A 17,099-nucleotide genomic window follows, 5' to 3' on the forward strand; every position below is an offset into this window, starting at 1 on the left:
CGCGGAAGTGGTCGCCGTACGACCAGGCATTCCGCTGGCCGGCTCCATCACCGTCGACGGATCGAAGAACGCGGCGCTGCCCTTGCTGGCCGCCGCGGCAGCCCTGAACCGCCCGGTACACCTGAGCAACGTCCCTGCGAACTCGGACGTCGAGACGATGCTCACCCTGCTCCAGCAGGCCGGCTGGCACGCGGCCCGCCCGGTCAGCGACCCGCACACCACCGTGATCCTGCCGAGCGACAAGCCGCAGCCGGACCCCCATCCCGAGGTCGCTGCCCTCATCCGCGCCTCGTACTACCTCGTGCCCGCGCTCCTTGGTGCGTACGGACGGGCCCGCTTGCCCTGGCCGGGCGGGTGCAGCATCGGGGAACGCGGGATGGAACAGCACTTCAGGGTGTACGAGCGCTTCGGTGACCGCTCGACCGTCGATGACCACGGCTACCTCGTGGAAGCGGCCCCGGGTGGACGCGGGACGGTGTCGGTCATGCTGCCCTTCCGGTCCCGCGGAGCGAGCATCGCCGCCCTCCTGCGTGCGGCCGTCGCCGGACGGCCGCTGCGTCTGGGCCAGCCGAATCTGTCGCCCGAAGTGCTCAGTGTCGTAGAGGCGTTGCGGACGGCGGGGTGGGAGTGCCGGGTCAACGAGACCGTCCTCGCGCTCCAGCCGCCTCGGTCCGTCTCCGGTGACACCATCGCGTGGAGGGTACCCGGCGACAAGATCGAGGCAGGCACCCTGGCCTGCGCGGTCGCGGTGAGCGGCGGCAACGCGCACATCCACGGCGTGGACAGTGATGCTGTCGCTCCCCTGGTCAACGCACTGCGCCGGCTCGGCGTACCCGCCGACGCCGAAGACGGCACCCTCGTCATCCGGGCCCAGGACGCCCAGCCCACCGGCCGACCGCTGCGAGCCATCGCCTCCCTGTCCCCCGGCGGGCTGGACGCGGACTTCGAACCACCGCTGATGGCCCTGGCCCTCACCCTCCCCGGCACCCACCTGTTCGCCGATGCCATCAACCCCGGCCGCCACGGCAACCTGCTGCCCCATCTCGCTCGCCTCGGGGCCACGATCGACGAGCTGTCGCCCACGCAGTGCCGCTTCACCGGTCCGCAGCAGCTGACGGGTGCCGGAGTGGAAGCCACCGACATCCGCACGGGCTCCGCCCTTCTCATCGCCGGCCTCACCGCTCGCGGCGTCACCACCCTCGGCGGCCTCGAACAGCTCCGACGCGGCCACGCCGACCTCCCCGTCAAGCTGCACGCCCTGGGCGCCGACATCTGCGAGGTGATCCCGTGAACCGGCGACTCCGGCGACTCCGGCAACTCCGTCAATTCCGGCAGGTCATCGCCACGACCGACGTCCACTCCGCCTTCGACTCGGCCGCCCCGATGCTCACCTACCTGCACGCCGCCAGGCCCGAGAGCCTGATCGTGGACTGCGGCGACTTCTTCGAAGGCAGCGGCTTCTACCACCTCGGCAGGGGGCGCATCGAGCGCGAAGTCCTCACCACCCTGTACGACCTGCTCGCGCCCGGAAACCACGGCTGGCCGCACTACTTCGAGCCGCGGCTGCACCGGATGACGGTCTGCGCGAACACGACCGACGAGCGCGGCGAACCGCTTTTCGACCGCGTACGCATCGAGAGTATCGGCGGCCGTCGAGTGGCTGTCACCGCGGTAATCGGCCCGCAGGCATTCAACGCCATCCCTGCCGGCCAACGGGAAGGTCACCACGTCACCGATCCGGCCCAGGCCCTGCGCGAAGTGATGCTGGAGCACCATCACCGCGCCGATGCCTGGATGGTCCTGTCCCATTCCGGTTTCGGGGAGGACCTGAAGCTGGCCGCCGTTTGCCCGTTCGCCGACGTCATCTTCGCCGGGCACTGCCATAGCGACCTCTACGGTCCCGTACTCGTCGGCGACACCCTCGTGGTCAAGGGACGCGAACTCGGCGTCGGATACGCCGCCGCCGAACCCGTAGGCAGTGGCTGGGCCGCCCGCACCTGCGCCTTCCCCGACGCCTCCGCCGTACCCCACGACCTGATCGCACTGCAAGACGAGATCTCGACCGTCGGACTGCAGCTGAGGAGTCCCATCGGCGCCGTGGACGAGCGCCTCCGCAACGCGCCCCTGGACCACCGTCGACTGCTCGAAGAGGTCGCCGGCCGACTACACACCGGCCTCGGCGCCGACGCGGTCGTCCTCAATGAAACCGCCCTGCGCCCCGTACAACTCGGCACCGCCTTGAGCCTCGGGGACCTGCTGGCCATCGAGCCCTTCGGCAACCAGCTCGTGCACGCCTTCCTCCCGGAGCAGCACGCCCAGGACCACGACAAGCTGATCGAGCACCTCACCGAACTCGTCGGCCCCGTAGTCGTCGCCCCTGCTGCCCTGCCCCCGGCAATCCGCACCGTGCTGACCACCGACTACCTCGCCGACAGCTACCTGGGCGGGCGAACGCACGAGTCAGGCATACAGCTCGGGCAGGCCGTGTGCCGCGTCCTGACCACCTCACCCCCCACCTCCGCCCCTCACCAGAAGGAGGCGAACAGTGATCCTCACCGGGCCTGAGATCAAAGCCGCCGTCGCCGACGGCCGCCTGCGGATCAATCCCTTCGCAACCGACCAGACGAACCCCAACAGCTACAACGTCCGCCTCGGTCCGACCCTGCTGACGTACACCGCCAAGGTGATCGACGCCCACCGCGCCAATCCCACACGCTCCGTCCTGATTGGCAAGGACGGGTACGTCCTCCAGCCCGGCGAGCTGTACCTCGGCCACACCGTCGAGGAGGTCGGTTCGGACGTCTTCGTCCCCCTGCTCTTCGGCCGCTCATCGGTCGGCCGCCTCGGCCTGTTCGTCGAGATCACCGCCCCCATCGGCGACATCGGCTTCCACGGGCAGTGGACCTTGATGCTCTCGCCCATCCGCCCACTGCGGGTGTACACGGGCATGAAGATCGGGCAGATCATGTTCTTCGTCTCCACCGGTGACGTCGACCTGTACCGCGGCAAGTACCAGGGCGCCGCGGGCCCGCAGTCCTCCCGCTACTGGCGGGATGCGTCACGTATCGAGGCGGTCACCTCGTGATTCTTACGGGCCCCGCCATTGCCGCCGCCATCGGCGCGGGAGAGATCACCATCTCCCCCTATGAGCCCACGCAGCTGTCCCCCAACGCCTACGACTGGCGGCTGGGCGACACGATCCGCGTCTGCGACAGCGACTTGGACGCCGCCGCCCCCACCGAGTTCACCGAACACCTGATCCCCGCTTCCGGCTTGGTGCTGAAGCCTGGTGCGCTCTACCTCGGCGTCACATTGGAGAAGACCGGCTCCGAAACGTACGCACAGCTACTCAACGGGGACCGCACCATCGGCGCCCTCGGCATCTGGGTCCACGTCTCCGCCCCACTCGGCCACCAGGGGCACGCGATCCGCTGGACGTTGGAGATCCGCGTCGCCAAGCCCGCCCGGGTCTATCCGGGGATGACCTTCGGCAAGGTCACCTTCCTGAGCAGCGTCGGCAGCCCAGCCAGCTACCAGCAACAGCCCGCCAAGTACGCGGCGACGGAAGGCATCGACATCTCCCGCCTGTACGAAGAGATCCCTCAAGGAGCGCTGTGAGTTCCGTCGTACGCCCGGCCGCAGGTCCTCTGACCGCCACCTTCCTGGACCTTCCAGCAGGTAGCCCTGGTGGCAGCGTCGAACTCTTCCTCGATCTCTATACCGGCGACGAGCCCCTCATCCCCGCCCGGGCCTTCATGCTGGCCCCCACAGGCCCCGGGCCTCGTCTCCCACTGGGACTCGACCTTGTAGCCGTGTCCGGGAAGTGCCTGGAAGGTACCGGCTTCAGTCGCTACGTCGCGGCCCTGCGCCAGGCCCTGGTCACCGCGATCGATCCGGCTCAGATCGGCGTGCTGCACCTGCAGCATCTCGCGTTCGGCGCCACACCCGCGTTGCTCCGGGCCCTGCCGACGCACCCGAGGATCGCGATGGTTCACGGCACCGACCTGCTGTTTGCCGAAGCCCACCGTGAGCAGCTCCAGGTGCTGCGCCAGACGGCGAGGGCCGCCGACGCCATTGTGGTCTCCACCGGGGCAATGGCCGATCACCTGCTCAAACTCGCCCCGCAGACGGACCGCCGCAAGGTCATCCACATCCCCTGGGGCATCCCCGACCACCTGATCACCGCTCCGCCGGCGCGACGCGCCCGCATGTCAACCAGCAATCTGCGGGTGCTGTACGCAGGCCGCCTGACAGCCGAGAAGGGCGTCGGGCACCTGATCACCGGCCTGGCACCCGTTCCAGGAGTCGAGCTGAGCATCGCCGCCCCCAGAGCCCAGTTCCACGCCTTGACCCCACTTCTCCAGCGGACCGGAGTACGGGCCCGGTACCTCGGCTGGCTCCGCCGTCCACAACTGTGGAAAGCCTTCGCCGAGCACGACCTGCTGGTCATACCGTCCACCACGCTGGAGGCCATGGGCCTGGTCGCTCTGGAGGCCCAAGCCTGCGGCCTGCCCGTCCTGTATCAACCTGTGCCCGGCCTCAACGAAGTCCTCGCCGCGTCCGGAGTGGCCACCGACTTCACACACTCGGCCAGGCTCGGCCGCGATCTGGATCGGCTACGCACCGCGCCGGGCATGCTTCCCGCGATCCGACACGCGGGCTACGCGAACGCCGCCCGCTATCCGCTCTCGACGACCGCCCAGACCCTGGCCGACGTCGGCCGCCAGCTCGCATGAACACGCTTCAGGACCGGTTCCTCGGGAACGGCGTGCCGTGACCGGTGTCGACACGCCATTGCCCCACCAGCCCTACCCTCGTCACTACGCTGACCGCGGGATGCCGACGGCGAACAGGGAGACCATGACGTACCGCACCGACAGCATCGAACAGCTCCTCAGCGAAGGCGTCCGCGACAAGGTCTACCCCGGCGCCGTATGGGCAGTCGGCGATGCCACCGGCACCCGCGCCCACGGCGCCACAGGAGTCCTCGACCCCAACGAGCCGGACACACCGATGCGGCTCGACACCGTCTTCGACGCCGCCAGCCTCACCAAAATCATCGCCGTGTGGGCCTCAATCGGGGCCCTCTGGGAGGAGGGAAAACTCGACCTCGACGCCCCGCTCGGCGCCCTCTGGCCCGAGGTCGACGGCCACCCACTCGAAGCGGTATCCGCCCGCCACCTGCTGACCCACACCGCCGGCGTCCCGCTGCGGGCCCAACTCAAGAACTTGTACGGCAGCGACCCTCAGGACGTACGCGACGGAGTCCTCCACGAGGCCCTGCACCGCCCGCCCGGCGAAGCCGTCGAGTACACCGACCGAGCCGCCCTCATCCTCGGCTACCTCGCCGAGCATCTCTCCGGCCAGCCCCTCGACCAGATCGCCACAGAACGGGCCTGGCAGCCCCTGGGCATGGACTCCACGCGCTTCGGACCGCTCCCCGCCGAGATCGCCGCACGGTGCGCGCCGACCGAACTCGACCAGGACACCGATACTCACCTCAAGGGCACTGCTCACGACTTCTCCGCCCGACTCCTGGGCGGAGTGTGCGGAATCGCCGGCGCCTTCACCGTCCTCGACGACCTCACCGTCTTCCTGCGTCACATGCTGCACCCCACCACTGGGCCGAGGCGGGCAGGCTTCGGCCCCGCCTGGACCACGGAATCGTTGGCCATCCAGACCGGCGGACTGGAACCCGCACGCGGCCTGTTTTGGCACCCCGCCCCCGGCGCCGCCCGCACCGATGGCGTCTGGGTCCATTACGGCTTCACCGGCACCGGCATGTGGATCTCGCCTTGTCAGCAGCTGTGGGCAGCGCTGCTGACCAACAAGCTCTACTACACCCGCGACCGCCAGCCCCTGACGGACATCCGCAACGCCTTCCGCGAGCTTGTCTTCGGCTAAGGCGCTGTCCTATGTGGTGAGGCGGGTAGGCTTCAACATGTGTACTCGGGCCTCACCGAGGGATGAGGAAATCGGTGAGCTGCCCCGCAGTTGGTATCCGACCGCGGTTGAAGATGACCGCAACGAACAGCACCACTGCCGGCAGCAAGGGGATGAGTGCAGCATCGGGCAATCCGAGGACGGCCGCACCAGCCATGACCAGCACGACCACGACCCCTACCACGACCACCCGCAATCGCTCCCTCGGCGCGGCCGGAGCCACACCGGCCAATTGATCTGCGTCGAGAAGGTCGTCGACACGGCCCTCGGCGTAGCGTTCGGCGATTGTCAGCAGCATCACGGTGAGGTCTTCAAGGGCGCGGCCCGGCTCGGAGTCCTGTCGGGCTTCGGCGCTTCGTAGCGCGCCCACCACCAGGGCGGCATGTGCCTTGAATTGCCTCTCGTTGTGCCGTCTCGCTCTGGCGCGGCGGGTGCGATGAGCCCTCCAGATGGCGCGCTCAACCGGTTGTACGGAAACTCGCGGGATCTGGCAGTCTGGGTGGGTTTCCTCCCAGCGACGGAGAACCGTGGCGCACTGAGCTGCGACCGTCAGCAGTGCAACGACAGGCCAGCAGCGCCGGTCCTCCATTCGCGCGCTCTCCTTGACCGGGTACCCTGCGAGCGCCTCCAGGTCATAGGCGGCATACGACGCGCCGTTGCCAGAACTGCTCAGGTTCATGCGTTTGATGAGCCGCACTTCAGCGATCAGGATTAGGGCCCAGGAGAGAAGTCCCGTCGCCTTGGGGATCGCAGAGAAGTCCCAGAGACGCACCGACATCGGCACAGTCACGATGCTGCTGAGCAGTTCCTGCACCACGCCAGGCTGCGGTCCCGGATCAGCGCTCAACCGCAGATGCTCCCAGTCGGCCATGTCATTAACGTGCAGCAAGACGAATAGCAGCAAGCAAAACCGGAGTGTCTTGATTGGCGCGGCCAGGGGCCGAGCACGCCACCAACGCACAACATACTGAGGGGCCAATCCGTGGCCGCCGACCCGATCTTGTATTCGAGGCGGCAGTAGCAGTATCTGCGTCAGAAGCGGAGCAGCTCGACGCACCCCCGAGTTGGCGCGCAGTCGCTCGAAGCGCTCCAAAGACGCCGACCCCCAGCGCTGAACCGGTCCAGGAATGAGGAGCAGAGCGATCCCAACCAAGACCAACCACGGGGAAACCGCGATGAGAAGACCGATTGTGAACACGTGGACAGTCTCACGTATCCCACCGACAGCCCCGCCCGGAACGGCGGCAAAGTCTTGTGCGCCAGGTCGGGCGGTGTCTGGCCGGGCCCCCGGCGAATCCGTATGGATCGAGTACGCCTACACCGTCGGCGACGACAAATGGGGCAACTGGTTCCAGCGGGCCGTCCGACTGCCCACCGAACAACTCGAAGTCCAGCTCGCCTTCCCCGCCGCCCTCGCCCCCGTCGTGTGGGGCACCGAGACCTCCATGACCGCCGAAGCCTCCCAGCTACGGACCCCGCCTGTCCGCAGCGACGACGGTGAACTGAGGCAATTCACCTGGATCACGACCACGCCCGCCCTCCACGCTCGGTACCGTCTTGAGTGGAGGTTCCGGACACGGCCCGAACACAACACGGAACAAGGGGACTTCAGGTGATCGACGTGCGGCCCAGCCAGCAGATGCGCGACCTCGGAGTCGTCCAGCACGGCGCCGGCATCCTGACCGAACCGGCCCGCGCCTTCACCCTGCCCGCCGAGCGCGACGAAGCCGAGCGCATCACCGACGAGCTGTTCGCCGCGATGGAACGGATCGGACAGGTCCATCCCTTCGCCAAGGGCATGGGCATCGCCGCCCCGCAGATCGGCATCGGCCGCTCCGCGGCCGTCGTCCAGCCGCCCGGCGACGCACCCGCCGTCATCCTGCTCCACCCGAAGATCACCGACCGCTCCGACGAGCTGGACGAGCAGTACGAGGGCTGCCTGAGCTTCTTCGACGTCCGCGGCCTCGTCCCCCGCCCCCTGAAGATCACCGTCGAGACCACGGCCCTGACCGGCGAGACCGTCACCACCGAGTACGAACGCGGCCTCGCCCGCCTCATCCACCACGAGATCGACCACCTCGACGGCCTGTTCTACACCGCCCGCATGCGCACCGGGGTCGAGCCGATCCCTGTCGAGGAGTACCGGCAGACCGGCAGGGCCTGGGCGTACGAGCAATAGCCGTCAACTTCACGTGGGGGGGCCGAGATACGAGCTCGCGGTCTACCAGCGCTGCGGCGTTGCCCGGCGCTGCTGTGACTGGTCGCGAAAAATGACATCGGCGGAGTCCGCCAGAACCCTGCTCAGGCCGATGCGACTGAGCGCGACAGCGCGGGCCGTCCGGCCAAGTAGATGCTGAGATTTGACGGTGTCGGCGATCAGCCGCCCTGGAGCCCCCACTCGTCGAGGCCGCCGTACACATGGGCTTCAAGGCATCGCGGAGTGTCCATACCGACGGCCTCACCTCGGTAGAGGGCTATGAGCGAGTCCTTGCCCCGCCACCACATGTCTGACAGGCCCTGTACTTCAGGCACCGGCTCGAAACCGGCGAGGTCCAACGACTCGACGGCCTTCCCCTTGATCCTTGTAATGGTCTTGGCCCAGCGACCGGCATGAGCGGCGAGCGCCAAGGACTCCACCCATCCGTCTGTGCTGGCATGGAGCGGTGTCCAGGTGTAGGCATCGATCCCGAATGCGCCGTCGGGGCCGATCTTGAATCCGTAGGCCATGGACACCCGGCAGCTTCCTGCCGGAAACAACCAGCCCTCAGCGGCGGAGCCCTCGGGGCAGCCGGCGCCCAGAATGCGCGGACCGCCCTCGTAGAACGGGGCAGGCGGCAGCGCAAGACCGCCCCAGCGGTCCTGGAAGGCCGCGGCCCGGTCGATCTCCAAGGCCGGGACCCCGTGCCCAATCCACCTCTCTCGGTACTGCCCGATGCCCTGCCGAGGAACACGAACGCCGTCCACCTCGATGAACCTCTTGGCTCGGTCGCTCAGGCCAGCAGGTGCGATTGGGATGGGCGACATAGGAGTGGCGGCCGTCATGGTGCCGGAGTCTAGTGGCGGGGCCAGATGCGCTTCGGGCGTCAGTCGTCGCGGCCAGGTGTCATCTATCGCGACCAGGCACAGCTGCCGAACTCGCCAAAGCCGCCCCCATCAACGAACCGCCGGACGCGCCAGCTGCCGACCGGTCTCACCGCAAATGTGCGAGGGAAATGGCCGACCGTGCCTGCTGCTTCATCCCGGGCCCATCAGCTGCCTCGCGGTCTGGGAGAAATCTGGGAGATGATCTTCGCCCGGAAGCCCATCAAGGCCACTCAAGACCAACCCACTCCAAGCCTCTGAGCAGCACTGATGCTCATCAGCGCTGGTATCGATCTTCGCCGAACCTCATTCGGGACGAAGAGGTCGTGGGTTCAAATCCCGCCACCCCGACGCTGGTCAGAGGCCCATTCGCATGATCGCGAATGGGCCTCTGTCATGCCTGGGGGGGCCAAACGGGGGGCCAAACAGAGCTGATCACTGTCCTGCGCCCCACTTCGATCGATGTAGCCACGCCTCGGCTGATCGGTTGCTACGGGCCAACCTGTCCGCGAGGGCCTCGACGAAGCAGGCCACAGGAACGCGCTGGAGCGCTGAGCGCGTGGATGAATGCGTGACTACCGGCGCAGCTACACGAAGACTCGCCCATTGCCCTGGGTCGCCAGCACCAGGGTCTGGCCTGATGGACGTCCACGCGGGCGCCTGTACCTTCAAGGTCTATCTGGGTGTCGTCCGGCCTGGGGGTGGAGGCGGGGGCGCCGAAGGCGGGTAAAGGTCGGGATGCCCCTCCGGAAGTTCCTCAATCCGGGCGACCACACGCGGATCGTTGATCAGGTCCCGATAGACGGAACGCCAGGGGAAGTCCGAGGTAGGGTCCTCTATGGTCACGATATTTACAGCCCTGGTGTACCGCGTGGGCTTCGCAACGACGAGTTGTTCGATTGTGACGCCTGTACGGTCCAAAACGGCACCGTCCAGAAAAGTCCCGGTAAGTTCGGCAGTCGAGATCCCTTGGGCGTACTCCAGGTCGGTCGACCTGAGACTTGCATCGGTCAGAATTAACCCGGCACACTTGGCCTGCGTCAGCCATCCGTATTCGAAAACCGCTCCTGCCAAGTTCGCGTTGACAAGACTCGCTCGACTCAAGTTCGTCCAATGCATCTGGGCTCCGCGAAGATCGGCGCCCTCAAGATGCGCTCCCATCAGGTGGAGGTGCCGTAAATCCGGCGCCCACCCTGCGGGGACATATTGCCGCACGGCAGGGCGAGTCAACGCCGTCACAGCCGCCTGCACATCGGCGTTGGGTCGCACGAGCCACGCGTTGGCGGTTCGCGGCGGATCCCCCCTCCTAGCCTCGTCGATCGACCAGCCGCCGGGGGTCCTACCCCAGCGGGATGCTTCATGGCACAGAAATGCCTCAAGGACACGTACAGCATCAAGGGCGTAGTCCGGAGCATCTCTGATGATCTGCTCAAGAGCGAGTACTCCGCCGGCGCGAACATAGGTCTTGTCAGAGCTGAGCCTCTCTAGAGCCTTAGCGAACCGCTCAGTCACCTGTCCACGCTGACTCAATCGATAATTGCGCGCCGCGTAGAGGATGGCCAACCCGGCGACACTCGCAGCGATAATCTGCGCTAAAGCGATCCGAAATTGACCAAGAACCGTCGCACGTTCGGCCGCGCCAAGGTCTCTCCACCCTGGCATTTCCATCGGCACCAGGAACCGCACGATAGACGGCCCCCATTTCCAGCCGACCATGGCTCCAAGTAGCACGAGGAGAGCAATAGCAACTGCTAGTCGTGCATGCCGGAAAGAACGTCGTTCGCGGTACGTCGCGCCCATGCAGTCCGCCATCCGTTCGGCATATAAAGCATAAACCTGCACCCAATAGACATCTTCACTAGCCATTATCTCCTTCACAGGGAAATGCACCACTTTGCAAGTGGCGGAGTGCAGTATCCGTGCGGGCCGCCGTACCCTGACGGCGGCCCGCACAGCCGGGCCTCTTCACATGCGGCTGATCAGCCACATCAGGGCTTGGGCGAGTTCCGGGGTCGGGCGGTTGGTCGGGCGTGACCGGTTGGGGTGCATAGCGGAGCAGGCACGGGCTTCGTGATCATTGGGGTGTCGAAGCTCAACGATCATGAGGTGGCCCGTGCCTGCCGCTGCATCTTCTCTCATCCCGCCGGTGCCGGTGAAGCTGGGTCCGCTGGATGCCAGTCAAGTCGCTGACCTGCGGCCCTTTCTGGAGCGGGTGCCCGACCCGCGGGCGAGGCGGGGCCGCTGGTACCCGCTGACCGCGATCCTCCTCGTCTGTGCCTGCGCGGCCGTCTCCGGAATGAGGAGTGTGGATGAGATCGCCGAGTGGGCGGCACGGGCCTCGGACACCGTGCTGACGGCCGTCGGAGTCCGCCGGCACCCGCTCAGATGGCGCCGTGCCCCCTCGCGGACCACGATCGGCCGCGTGCTCGCGGCCGTCGACGGTGACGCCTTGGACCAAGCGGTCGGCGCCTACCTCACCGCCCGGAACACCGCGGGAACAGTCTCGGGGAAACGACAGGTGATCGCCGTCGACGGCAAGTCACTGCGAGGATCGGCCCGCCTGTCCGCCGGCCGCAGACACCTGCTCTCCGCCGTCACTCACCACCGGGCCCTGACCCTCGCCCAGGCCCAGGTCGGAACCAAGACGAACGAGACCGCGCACTTCCGGCCCCTGCTCGAACCGCTGGACCTGACCGGCACCGTCGTCACCTTCGACGCCCTGCACTCGGTCAAGGCGAACGTCACCTGGCTGGTCGAGACGAAGAACGCCCACTACATCGCCATGATCAAACGGAATCAGCCGACCGCCCACCGGCAGCTCGCCGCCCTGCCCTGGCCGGACATCGCCGTCCAGCACACCGCTTCCTCTGCCGGACACGGCCGCCGGGAGTCCCGCTCGATCAAGACCTGCGGCATCGCCGACGAACTCGGCGGGATCGCCTTCCCCCACGGCCGCCTCGCCCTCCGCGTCCACCGACGCCGCAAACAGACCGGCGAGCGCGAGAGCCGCGAGACCATCTACGCCGTCACCAGCCTCGACGCCCACCAGACCACCCCGGCCGAACTCGCCGCCGCCGTCCACGGCCACCGGGCCGTCGAGGCCCTGCACCACGTGAGAGACGTGACCTACGCCGAGGACGCCTCCACCCTCCACACCGGCACCGCACCCCGCGCCATGGCCACCTTCCGCAACCTCGCCATCGGCCTGCTCAAGACCCTCGGAGCCGTCAACATCGCCAAGACCACCCGCGCAATCCGCGACCAGCCCGAACGAGCCCTCCCACTCCTGGGCATCACCAACAACCCGGACACTCAGGGAACTTGATCAAGCCCTGGGCAAGAGGAGGAGCGCCTGCGCCGGCACGTCCAGGACACCGACGCCCTCCGCCTCGCCGACGACGACACCACCCCGCCCCTCACGCAGCTCGTCGAACAGGGCGATATCACCTGGCAGCAGGCCCACGAACGCGCCGAGGAGTTTCACGCCCACCGGCGCGATACCATCCGCCGCATCCAGCAGGCCGTCGAGGACATCACGGCGAACTGGCCCGCGGTCCAGAACCTCGCCGCCCGCCCCGGCACCCGCTACGCGCAGGAGGTCATCGACGGCCTCACTGCCGAGGCGCGCACCCTCTTGAAGGAATTGACAGGTCGGCGCTGACCTCCCGGACGCTCTGGGGGCCGGCACAGCCCCGTCGGCCCCCAGAGCCCTCCGAAGAGCTGCCGGCGTTCCTCCGCGCGGCGGCCGAGGCCAGGCGGTCGGGGCGACGACCACTCCTCAGTCGGCCGCCCTCCCCACCAGCGCGGGAATCGGAAGCTCCAGCACTTCCTCCCAGCGGTAACGGTCGGCCCCGCCGCCGGCCTTCGGCCGGTGCGGCTCGTACGAGCCAATCAGGACGCCCATCTCGCGCAGCCGGTCCAGGCTCTGCCGGTATGCGGGGTGGGCGGCCTGGGCCGAGTTCAGGTACGGCAGCACAGCGATCGGGACGTCCATGGCGGGCGCTTCGCACAGGATGCCCAGCGCGAGATTGTCAGAGATCCCCGCCGCCCACTTGTTGACCGTGTTGAACGTGGCCGGGGCGACCGCGATCGCGTCCCGCAGGCCGAGTCGGGCGCGGCTCCCCCGGTGATCGCCAGGCCGAGCGGATGGGGCGGCCGGTCTGGACCTCGACCGCCTCCGCGTCGAGGAAGCCGAGTCCCTGCGGGGTGGCGATGACACCGACGTCCCAGTGCCGCTCCTGTGCCGCTGTGATCAGCCGGCCGACGTCGGCGGCGACCCCGGCCGCGCAGACCACGATCTGAAGGAACGGCTTGTCGGGCTGATCACTCACGCGGGACTCCCGGTTGACGGGGGTGCATTTCCGGCAGTGTGCGGCGACGGTCGCTGGCGGACACGGAAGCGCCCGCTCACGTGGCCGCTGTACGGCAGTTTGGGCTCTCCGAGGACCTACCCCCGTCCCGGTCCACGGCACGGGCAACCGGTACAGGACGGCTGGGGACGTCGAGCCAGGTGCGCTGCTCCTCGGCGGTCACGGTCACTCCGAAGCGCTCCCGGCCAGGCCGGTCGTTCTCGACGTACAGCTCGTGTGCCGCCTCTACCGCTTCCCACAGCAGACGCGGCCCGGCCTGCCGTACGCCACCGTCCTCGGCGCGCGCCCACGCGCCGTCAGCACCCCACAGCTCCACGGCCGTCACCCGGCCGTCACCATCGCGCTCCGAAGCGAAAGCCGTGTCCGGCGCAACCAGCGAGAGCACGAAGCGGAACGCATCGTCCCCGGCGACCTCGGCCAGGTCCAGGCCGGTGAGTCGGCCGCTCGTCGCGCTCGGCCTGCCTGGGTGTGCCGGGGCGCCGGTGGCACCGGCATCGCGTACGGCCATGAAGTAGGAACCGCCGGGCAGGAACCGGCCCTCGGCGCGGCCGTCGTCGGCGACGACCAGGCGCGCGGTCCCCCAGCCGACAGGGCACACGATGAGGCCGGCGGGCCGCACCTGCTCCAGCCAGGCCACCGGGATCGTGGTGAAGCCACAGGTGGCGATCAGCCGGTCGTACGGGGCCCTGGCCGGGTAGCCGTCACGGCCGTCCCCGACCTGCGCCAGCGGGGTGAGGTTCCCCCGCTGCGCGGGAGTGGCTGACTAGCAGGTCAGGGCGGGTTGACGTGGTTTCAGGTTCACTGGTTCGGCCGCTGCCTGGTCGGCGTAGTGCTTCTCCTCGAACTCGATAGGGCTGAGGTAGCCGAGCCGCTTCTGGATGCGGCGGGGGTTATAGAAGCCGTCGATGTACTCGAAGAGCGCGAGATTCGCCTCGGCCCTGGTTGCGAAGACGCGTCCGCGGATGCACTCGGTCTTGATCAGCATCCACAGGTTCTCCGCCAGGGCATTGTCGAAGGAGTCGCCGACCGAGCCCATGGACGCCTGAACTCCTGCTCTGACCAGACGTGTTGTGAGCTTGATAGACGTGTATTGCGTGCCGTGATCGGCATGGTGGACGAGTTCGCCAGGGGCAACCTCGCGGCTGGCCAGCGCGTACTCGAGGGAGGTGAGGACCAGGTCGGCGTCCGCGCGGGCGGAGGTTTCCCAGGCCACGACTCTGCGGGAGAAGGCATCGCGGATCGCCGACAGCCACAGTGGCCCGTCCAGGGTGGGGATCATGGTCAGATCGGTGACCCACAGCCGGTTCGGCGCGGGTGCCGTGAAGTCGCGTTGCACCAGGTCAGGGGCGAGGTCGGCGTCCGGGTCACGGCGGGTGAAGCCCTTGCTCCTGCGGGGGCTGATCCCGGCCAGGCCGGCCTGGCGCATGAGCCGCTCGACCCGCTTACGGCCGACGTGGACACCCTCGCGCTTCAGGACGGCATGGACCCTGGGCGATCCGTAGATCCCGCCGGAGTCCTGGTGGATCTGCCGGATCTGCCCGGTCAGCTCGGTGTCTTGGCGGATCCGTTCGCAGGGGTCCTTCTCGGCCTGGCGCCAGCGGTAGTAGGTGGAGGAGGGGATGTTCAGTTCCCGGAGTACGGGCTCGACCCCCAGGTGCGGGTGCTCGTCGAGGAGCGCGGTCACCTGGGCCGGGTCGGGTCGAGCTGCGCGGCGAAAAAAGCCGAGGCCGTCCGCAGGACCTCGTTGGCCCGGCGCAGGTCCCGCACCTCGCGCCGCAGCTGGGCGAGCTCGTTCTTCTCTTCGGTGGTGAGCAGGTCATCCCGCTCGCCGGCGTCGGCCTCGGCCTGCCGGATCCAGTTCCGCAGGGCTTCGTGATGCACACCGAGTTCCTCGGCCATGCGGCGGATCACGGGCTTCGGCTCGGCGGTCCGATACATCCGCACCGCACGCTCACGCAACTCCAGCGGGTACTTCCTCGGGGCAGGCATAGTCTGGGCTCCTCTCATGAGACCCATCCGACCTGCTGTCATCTTTCCCCGCATCTCGGGGGAACCTCACCCCGGCACCAGCCTCTCCGACGACATCTGGGTCCACTACGGCTTCACCGGCACCGGCATGTGGATCTCACCCCGGCGGCGCCGATGGGCGGTACTGCTGACCAACAAGCTCTACTACACCCGCGACCGCCAGCCTCTGGCCGACGTCCGCAACGCCTTCCGCGGCATGGCATTTCGCTGACGCCCATGGACGTCTGCTGTCGCGCCTCAGCCTGCGCTCCAGCGAGATGACCGCTCGCATCGCCGCACTCGTACGCGATGCCGGGTTCGCCGCAGACGTGCCCGACCGGGCGGCCGTCCTGCTCGCCGAAATCGGCGTCTCCGGCATTTCCTACGCCGCGGCGAAACTGCAACTGGCCCTGTGCTTCCACCACGCCGTTCTCGACGCCCAGGACGACCTCGTCGACGCGATCACCCGCCTGCGCGAACTCACGCGGAGCGGCGATTACGCCTATTACGTCGAGATCGCACACTTCATGGTCGGCCTTCCGTTCCCCGAGCACACCGCGCGAGCTCGGTGGATCGACGGAGAACGACAGACGCGCGAACGATGGCGGCACCTGGTTGAGACCCGTCGCAGTCGCCTCGGCACGACTCGTTAGGCCGCAACAGGCAACGTCGGCACGAAGCCAGTGGCCCCACGGCGTCTGGGCGCCGTCTGGGAGTCGCCCCACTCCCCAAGCCCCTTCGATACGACCGCACCCCAACGCCACTACGATCGCCGGTCATGGACTGGCTGGAGCGCACCGCGAAGCTGAGGCAGTGGAGCAGGAGCGGGACCCGCGCTCCGCACAAGCCGCTGCTGTTCCTGTACGCGCTCGGGCGTTTCCAGCAGGACGCCGACGGTGAACTGCGGTACAGCGCGGTGGAGGACGATCTCAGACGGCTGCTGGCCGAGTACGGTCCACCCAACAGAACGACGCCTGCCTACCCGTTCCACCATCTGGTGAGCGACGGCGTGTGGGAGGTGCGCACCGAGCGTGGGCCGGGCAGTCCCGGCAGTGGCGTGCGGGAGCTGCGGGAGGTCGGAGCCGCAGGGCGGCTGACGCCGGAACTACGGGCGGCGCTGCGGCGCGAGCCCTCGTTGCTCGGCCGGATGGCACGGGTCCTGCTCGACCTGAACTTCCCGCCCTCGCTCCACGGCGACCTGTGCGAAGCCGTCGGGCTGGAGCTGGAGCCGACGGAGACCGAACAGTTCTCGGCCGTGCGCAGGCGGCGGGATCCCCGGATGCGGGAGCAGGTCCTGACGGCATACGAGTACCAGTGCGCCTTCTGCGGCTACGACGGCAGGATCGGCGCGGTGCCGGTCGGGCTGGAGGCCGCGCATGTGCGCTGGTGGGCGTTCGACGGCCCTGACGACGTCGACAACGGCCTGTGCCTGTGCTCGCTGCACCACAAGCTCTTCGACAAGGGCGTCCTCGGCATCGGTGACAGTCACCGCATCCTGGTCTCGCAGCGCTTCGTCGGCCACAGCCCCGCCGCCCGCGAGCACGTCATAGCGCTCGCCGGCCGCCCGCTCATCGGACCTCAACCGGGTGCCCGTCCCGTCGCGGCGGTCCACCGCTCCTGGCACACCAGCCAGGTCTTCCACAGCAGCCCACGCCCCGCCTCGGCTTCCTGCTCGCCGAGCGTCGATCACTGACCCAC

Annotated in this window: 18 protein-coding genes and 2 pseudogenes; 12 read left to right on the forward strand and 8 right to left on the reverse strand. The window is 68.1% G+C overall.

Going from position 1 to position 17,099, the window contains the following annotated elements; genetic code table 11:
- Window positions 1-7 precede the first annotated feature (7 nt).
- The 6 genes from AC5K6T_RS21150 (at window position 8) to AC5K6T_RS21175 (ending at window position 5,904) form a co-directional block, all read left to right on the forward strand.
- Window positions 8-1,291, forward strand: coding sequence for a carboxyvinyltransferase (locus AC5K6T_RS21150; protein WP_493212156.1), 1,284 nt, complete (start codon window positions 8-10; stop codon window positions 1,289-1,291).
- Window positions 1,288-2,565, forward strand: coding sequence for a metallophosphoesterase (locus AC5K6T_RS21155; protein ID WP_493211263.1), 1,278 nt, complete (start codon window positions 1,288-1,290; stop codon window positions 2,563-2,565). The genes AC5K6T_RS21150 and AC5K6T_RS21155 overlap by 4 nt, the downstream gene beginning before the upstream one ends.
- Window positions 2,546-3,085: a dCTP deaminase gene (gene dcd / locus AC5K6T_RS21160; RefSeq protein WP_493211265.1), complete on the forward strand. Its 540-nt coding sequence runs from the start codon at window positions 2,546-2,548 to the stop codon at window positions 3,083-3,085. The genes AC5K6T_RS21155 and dcd overlap by 20 nt, the downstream gene beginning before the upstream one ends.
- Window positions 3,082-3,618 carry a dCTP deaminase gene (locus tag AC5K6T_RS21165; RefSeq protein WP_493211267.1) on the forward strand — a complete coding sequence of 179 codons (537 nt, stop codon included), beginning with the start codon at window positions 3,082-3,084 and terminating at the stop codon, window positions 3,616-3,618. The genes dcd and AC5K6T_RS21165 overlap by 4 nt, the downstream gene beginning before the upstream one ends.
- Window positions 3,615-4,736, forward strand: a complete 1,122-nt coding sequence (locus AC5K6T_RS21170; protein ID WP_493211268.1) for a glycosyltransferase family 4 protein — start codon at window positions 3,615-3,617, stop codon at window positions 4,734-4,736. The genes AC5K6T_RS21165 and AC5K6T_RS21170 overlap by 4 nt, the downstream gene beginning before the upstream one ends.
- Before the next feature lie 124 nt (window positions 4,737-4,860).
- On the forward strand, window positions 4,861-5,904 hold the full coding sequence (locus AC5K6T_RS21175) for a serine hydrolase domain-containing protein (RefSeq protein WP_493212157.1): 1,044 nt from the start codon (window positions 4,861-4,863) through the stop codon (window positions 5,902-5,904).
- Between the two features lie 52 nt (window positions 5,905-5,956).
- On the opposite strand, the gene AC5K6T_RS21180 is transcribed toward AC5K6T_RS21175, so the two are convergent.
- Window positions 5,957-6,814: a hypothetical protein gene (locus AC5K6T_RS21180; RefSeq protein WP_493211269.1), complete on the reverse strand. Its 858-nt coding sequence runs from the start codon at window positions 6,812-6,814 to the stop codon at window positions 5,957-5,959.
- Between the two features lie 400 nt (window positions 6,815-7,214).
- Between AC5K6T_RS21180 and AC5K6T_RS21185 the strand changes: the two genes are divergently transcribed.
- Together AC5K6T_RS21185 and AC5K6T_RS21190 are read left to right on the forward strand one after the other, a co-directional pair.
- Entirely contained in the window at window positions 7,215-7,559 is a 345-nt protein-coding gene (locus AC5K6T_RS21185; RefSeq protein WP_493211271.1) for a hypothetical protein, read from the forward strand.
- Window positions 7,556-8,122, forward strand: coding sequence for a peptide deformylase (locus AC5K6T_RS21190; protein WP_493211272.1), 567 nt, complete (start codon window positions 7,556-7,558; stop codon window positions 8,120-8,122). The genes AC5K6T_RS21185 and AC5K6T_RS21190 overlap by 4 nt, the downstream gene beginning before the upstream one ends.
- Before the next feature lie 197 nt (window positions 8,123-8,319).
- On the opposite strand, the gene AC5K6T_RS21195 is transcribed toward AC5K6T_RS21190, so the two are convergent.
- Both AC5K6T_RS21195 and AC5K6T_RS21200 read right to left on the reverse strand, forming a co-directional pair.
- Window positions 8,320-8,985, reverse strand: a complete 666-nt coding sequence (locus AC5K6T_RS21195; protein ID WP_493211274.1) for a hypothetical protein — start codon at window positions 8,983-8,985, stop codon at window positions 8,320-8,322.
- 714 nt (window positions 8,986-9,699) lie between these two features.
- Window positions 9,700-10,902, reverse strand: a complete 1,203-nt coding sequence (locus tag AC5K6T_RS21200; protein WP_493211275.1) for a pentapeptide repeat-containing protein — start codon at window positions 10,900-10,902, stop codon at window positions 9,700-9,702.
- A 268-nt stretch (window positions 10,903-11,170) separates the two neighbouring features.
- On the opposite strand from AC5K6T_RS21200, the gene AC5K6T_RS21205 reads away from it, so the two are divergent.
- Complete coding sequence (locus tag AC5K6T_RS21205) at window positions 11,171-12,349, forward strand: ISAs1 family transposase (protein WP_493211276.1); 1,179 nt, start codon at window positions 11,171-11,173, stop codon at window positions 12,347-12,349.
- Here the strand turns inward: AC5K6T_RS21205 and AC5K6T_RS21210 are convergent, their stop codons facing one another.
- The 5 genes and pseudogenes from AC5K6T_RS21210 to AC5K6T_RS21230 all read right to left on the reverse strand — a co-directional run bounded on the left by AC5K6T_RS21210 (window position 12,350) and on the right by AC5K6T_RS21230 (window position 15,383).
- Window positions 12,350-12,514, reverse strand: a complete 165-nt coding sequence (locus AC5K6T_RS21210) for a hypothetical protein (protein WP_493211278.1) — start codon at window positions 12,512-12,514, stop codon at window positions 12,350-12,352. It lies immediately after the preceding gene.
- Window positions 12,515-12,802: 288 nt separating this feature from the next.
- A pseudogene (locus AC5K6T_RS21215) lies at window positions 12,803-13,355 on the reverse strand (flavoprotein).
- 76 nt (window positions 13,356-13,431) lie between these two features.
- Window positions 13,432-14,121, reverse strand: coding sequence for a methyltransferase domain-containing protein (locus AC5K6T_RS21220; protein WP_493212159.1), 690 nt, complete (start codon window positions 14,119-14,121; stop codon window positions 13,432-13,434).
- Window positions 14,122-14,157: 36 nt separating this feature from the next.
- Window positions 14,158-15,078 carry an IS3 family transposase gene (locus AC5K6T_RS21225; RefSeq protein ID WP_493211280.1) on the reverse strand — a complete coding sequence of 307 codons (921 nt, stop codon included), beginning with the start codon at window positions 15,076-15,078 and terminating at the stop codon, window positions 14,158-14,160.
- The gene (locus AC5K6T_RS21230; protein ID WP_030053558.1) at window positions 15,075-15,383 is read right to left on the reverse strand and encodes a transposase; all 309 of its coding nucleotides are present in this window, start codon (window positions 15,381-15,383) and stop codon (window positions 15,075-15,077) included. Before AC5K6T_RS21230 ends, AC5K6T_RS21225 begins: the two co-directional genes overlap by 4 nt.
- 64 nt (window positions 15,384-15,447) lie before the next feature.
- Between AC5K6T_RS21230 and AC5K6T_RS21235 the strand changes: the two are divergent.
- The 3 genes and pseudogenes from AC5K6T_RS21235 to AC5K6T_RS21245 all read left to right on the forward strand — a co-directional run.
- Window positions 15,448-15,633, forward strand: a pseudogene (locus AC5K6T_RS21235) (serine hydrolase domain-containing protein); the annotation flags it as partial.
- Between the two features lie 46 nt (window positions 15,634-15,679).
- Window positions 15,680-16,054, forward strand: coding sequence for a hypothetical protein (locus AC5K6T_RS21240; RefSeq protein WP_493211281.1), 375 nt, complete (start codon window positions 15,680-15,682; stop codon window positions 16,052-16,054).
- 125 nt (window positions 16,055-16,179) lie between these two features.
- On the forward strand, window positions 16,180-17,094 hold the full coding sequence (locus AC5K6T_RS21245) for a phosphorothioated DNA-binding restriction endonuclease (protein ID WP_493211283.1): 915 nt from the start codon (window positions 16,180-16,182) through the stop codon (window positions 17,092-17,094).
- Window positions 17,095-17,099: the final 5 nt, after the last annotated feature.

The organism is Streptomyces sp. B8-7 (assembly GCF_058833805.1).

Coding starts and splice junctions, on each gene's coding strand:
- AC5K6T_RS21195 (WP_493211274.1), bottom strand. CDS start 8,985: ATGACGGCCGCCACTCCTATGTCGCCCATCCCAATCGCACCTGCTGGC.
- AC5K6T_RS21245 (WP_493211283.1), top strand. CDS start 16,180: ATGGACTGGCTGGAGCGCACCGCGAAGCTGAGGCAGTGGAGCAGGAGC.
- AC5K6T_RS21175 (WP_493212157.1), top strand. CDS start 4,861: ATGACGTACCGCACCGACAGCATCGAACAGCTCCTCAGCGAAGGCGTC.
- AC5K6T_RS21230 (WP_030053558.1), bottom strand. CDS start 15,383: ATGCCTGCCCCGAGGAAGTACCCGCTGGAGTTGCGTGAGCGTGCGGTG.
- AC5K6T_RS21180 (WP_493211269.1), bottom strand. CDS start 6,814: ATGGCCGACTGGGAGCATCTGCGGTTGAGCGCTGATCCGGGACCGCAG.
- AC5K6T_RS21240 (WP_493211281.1), top strand. CDS start 15,680: ATGACCGCTCGCATCGCCGCACTCGTACGCGATGCCGGGTTCGCCGCA.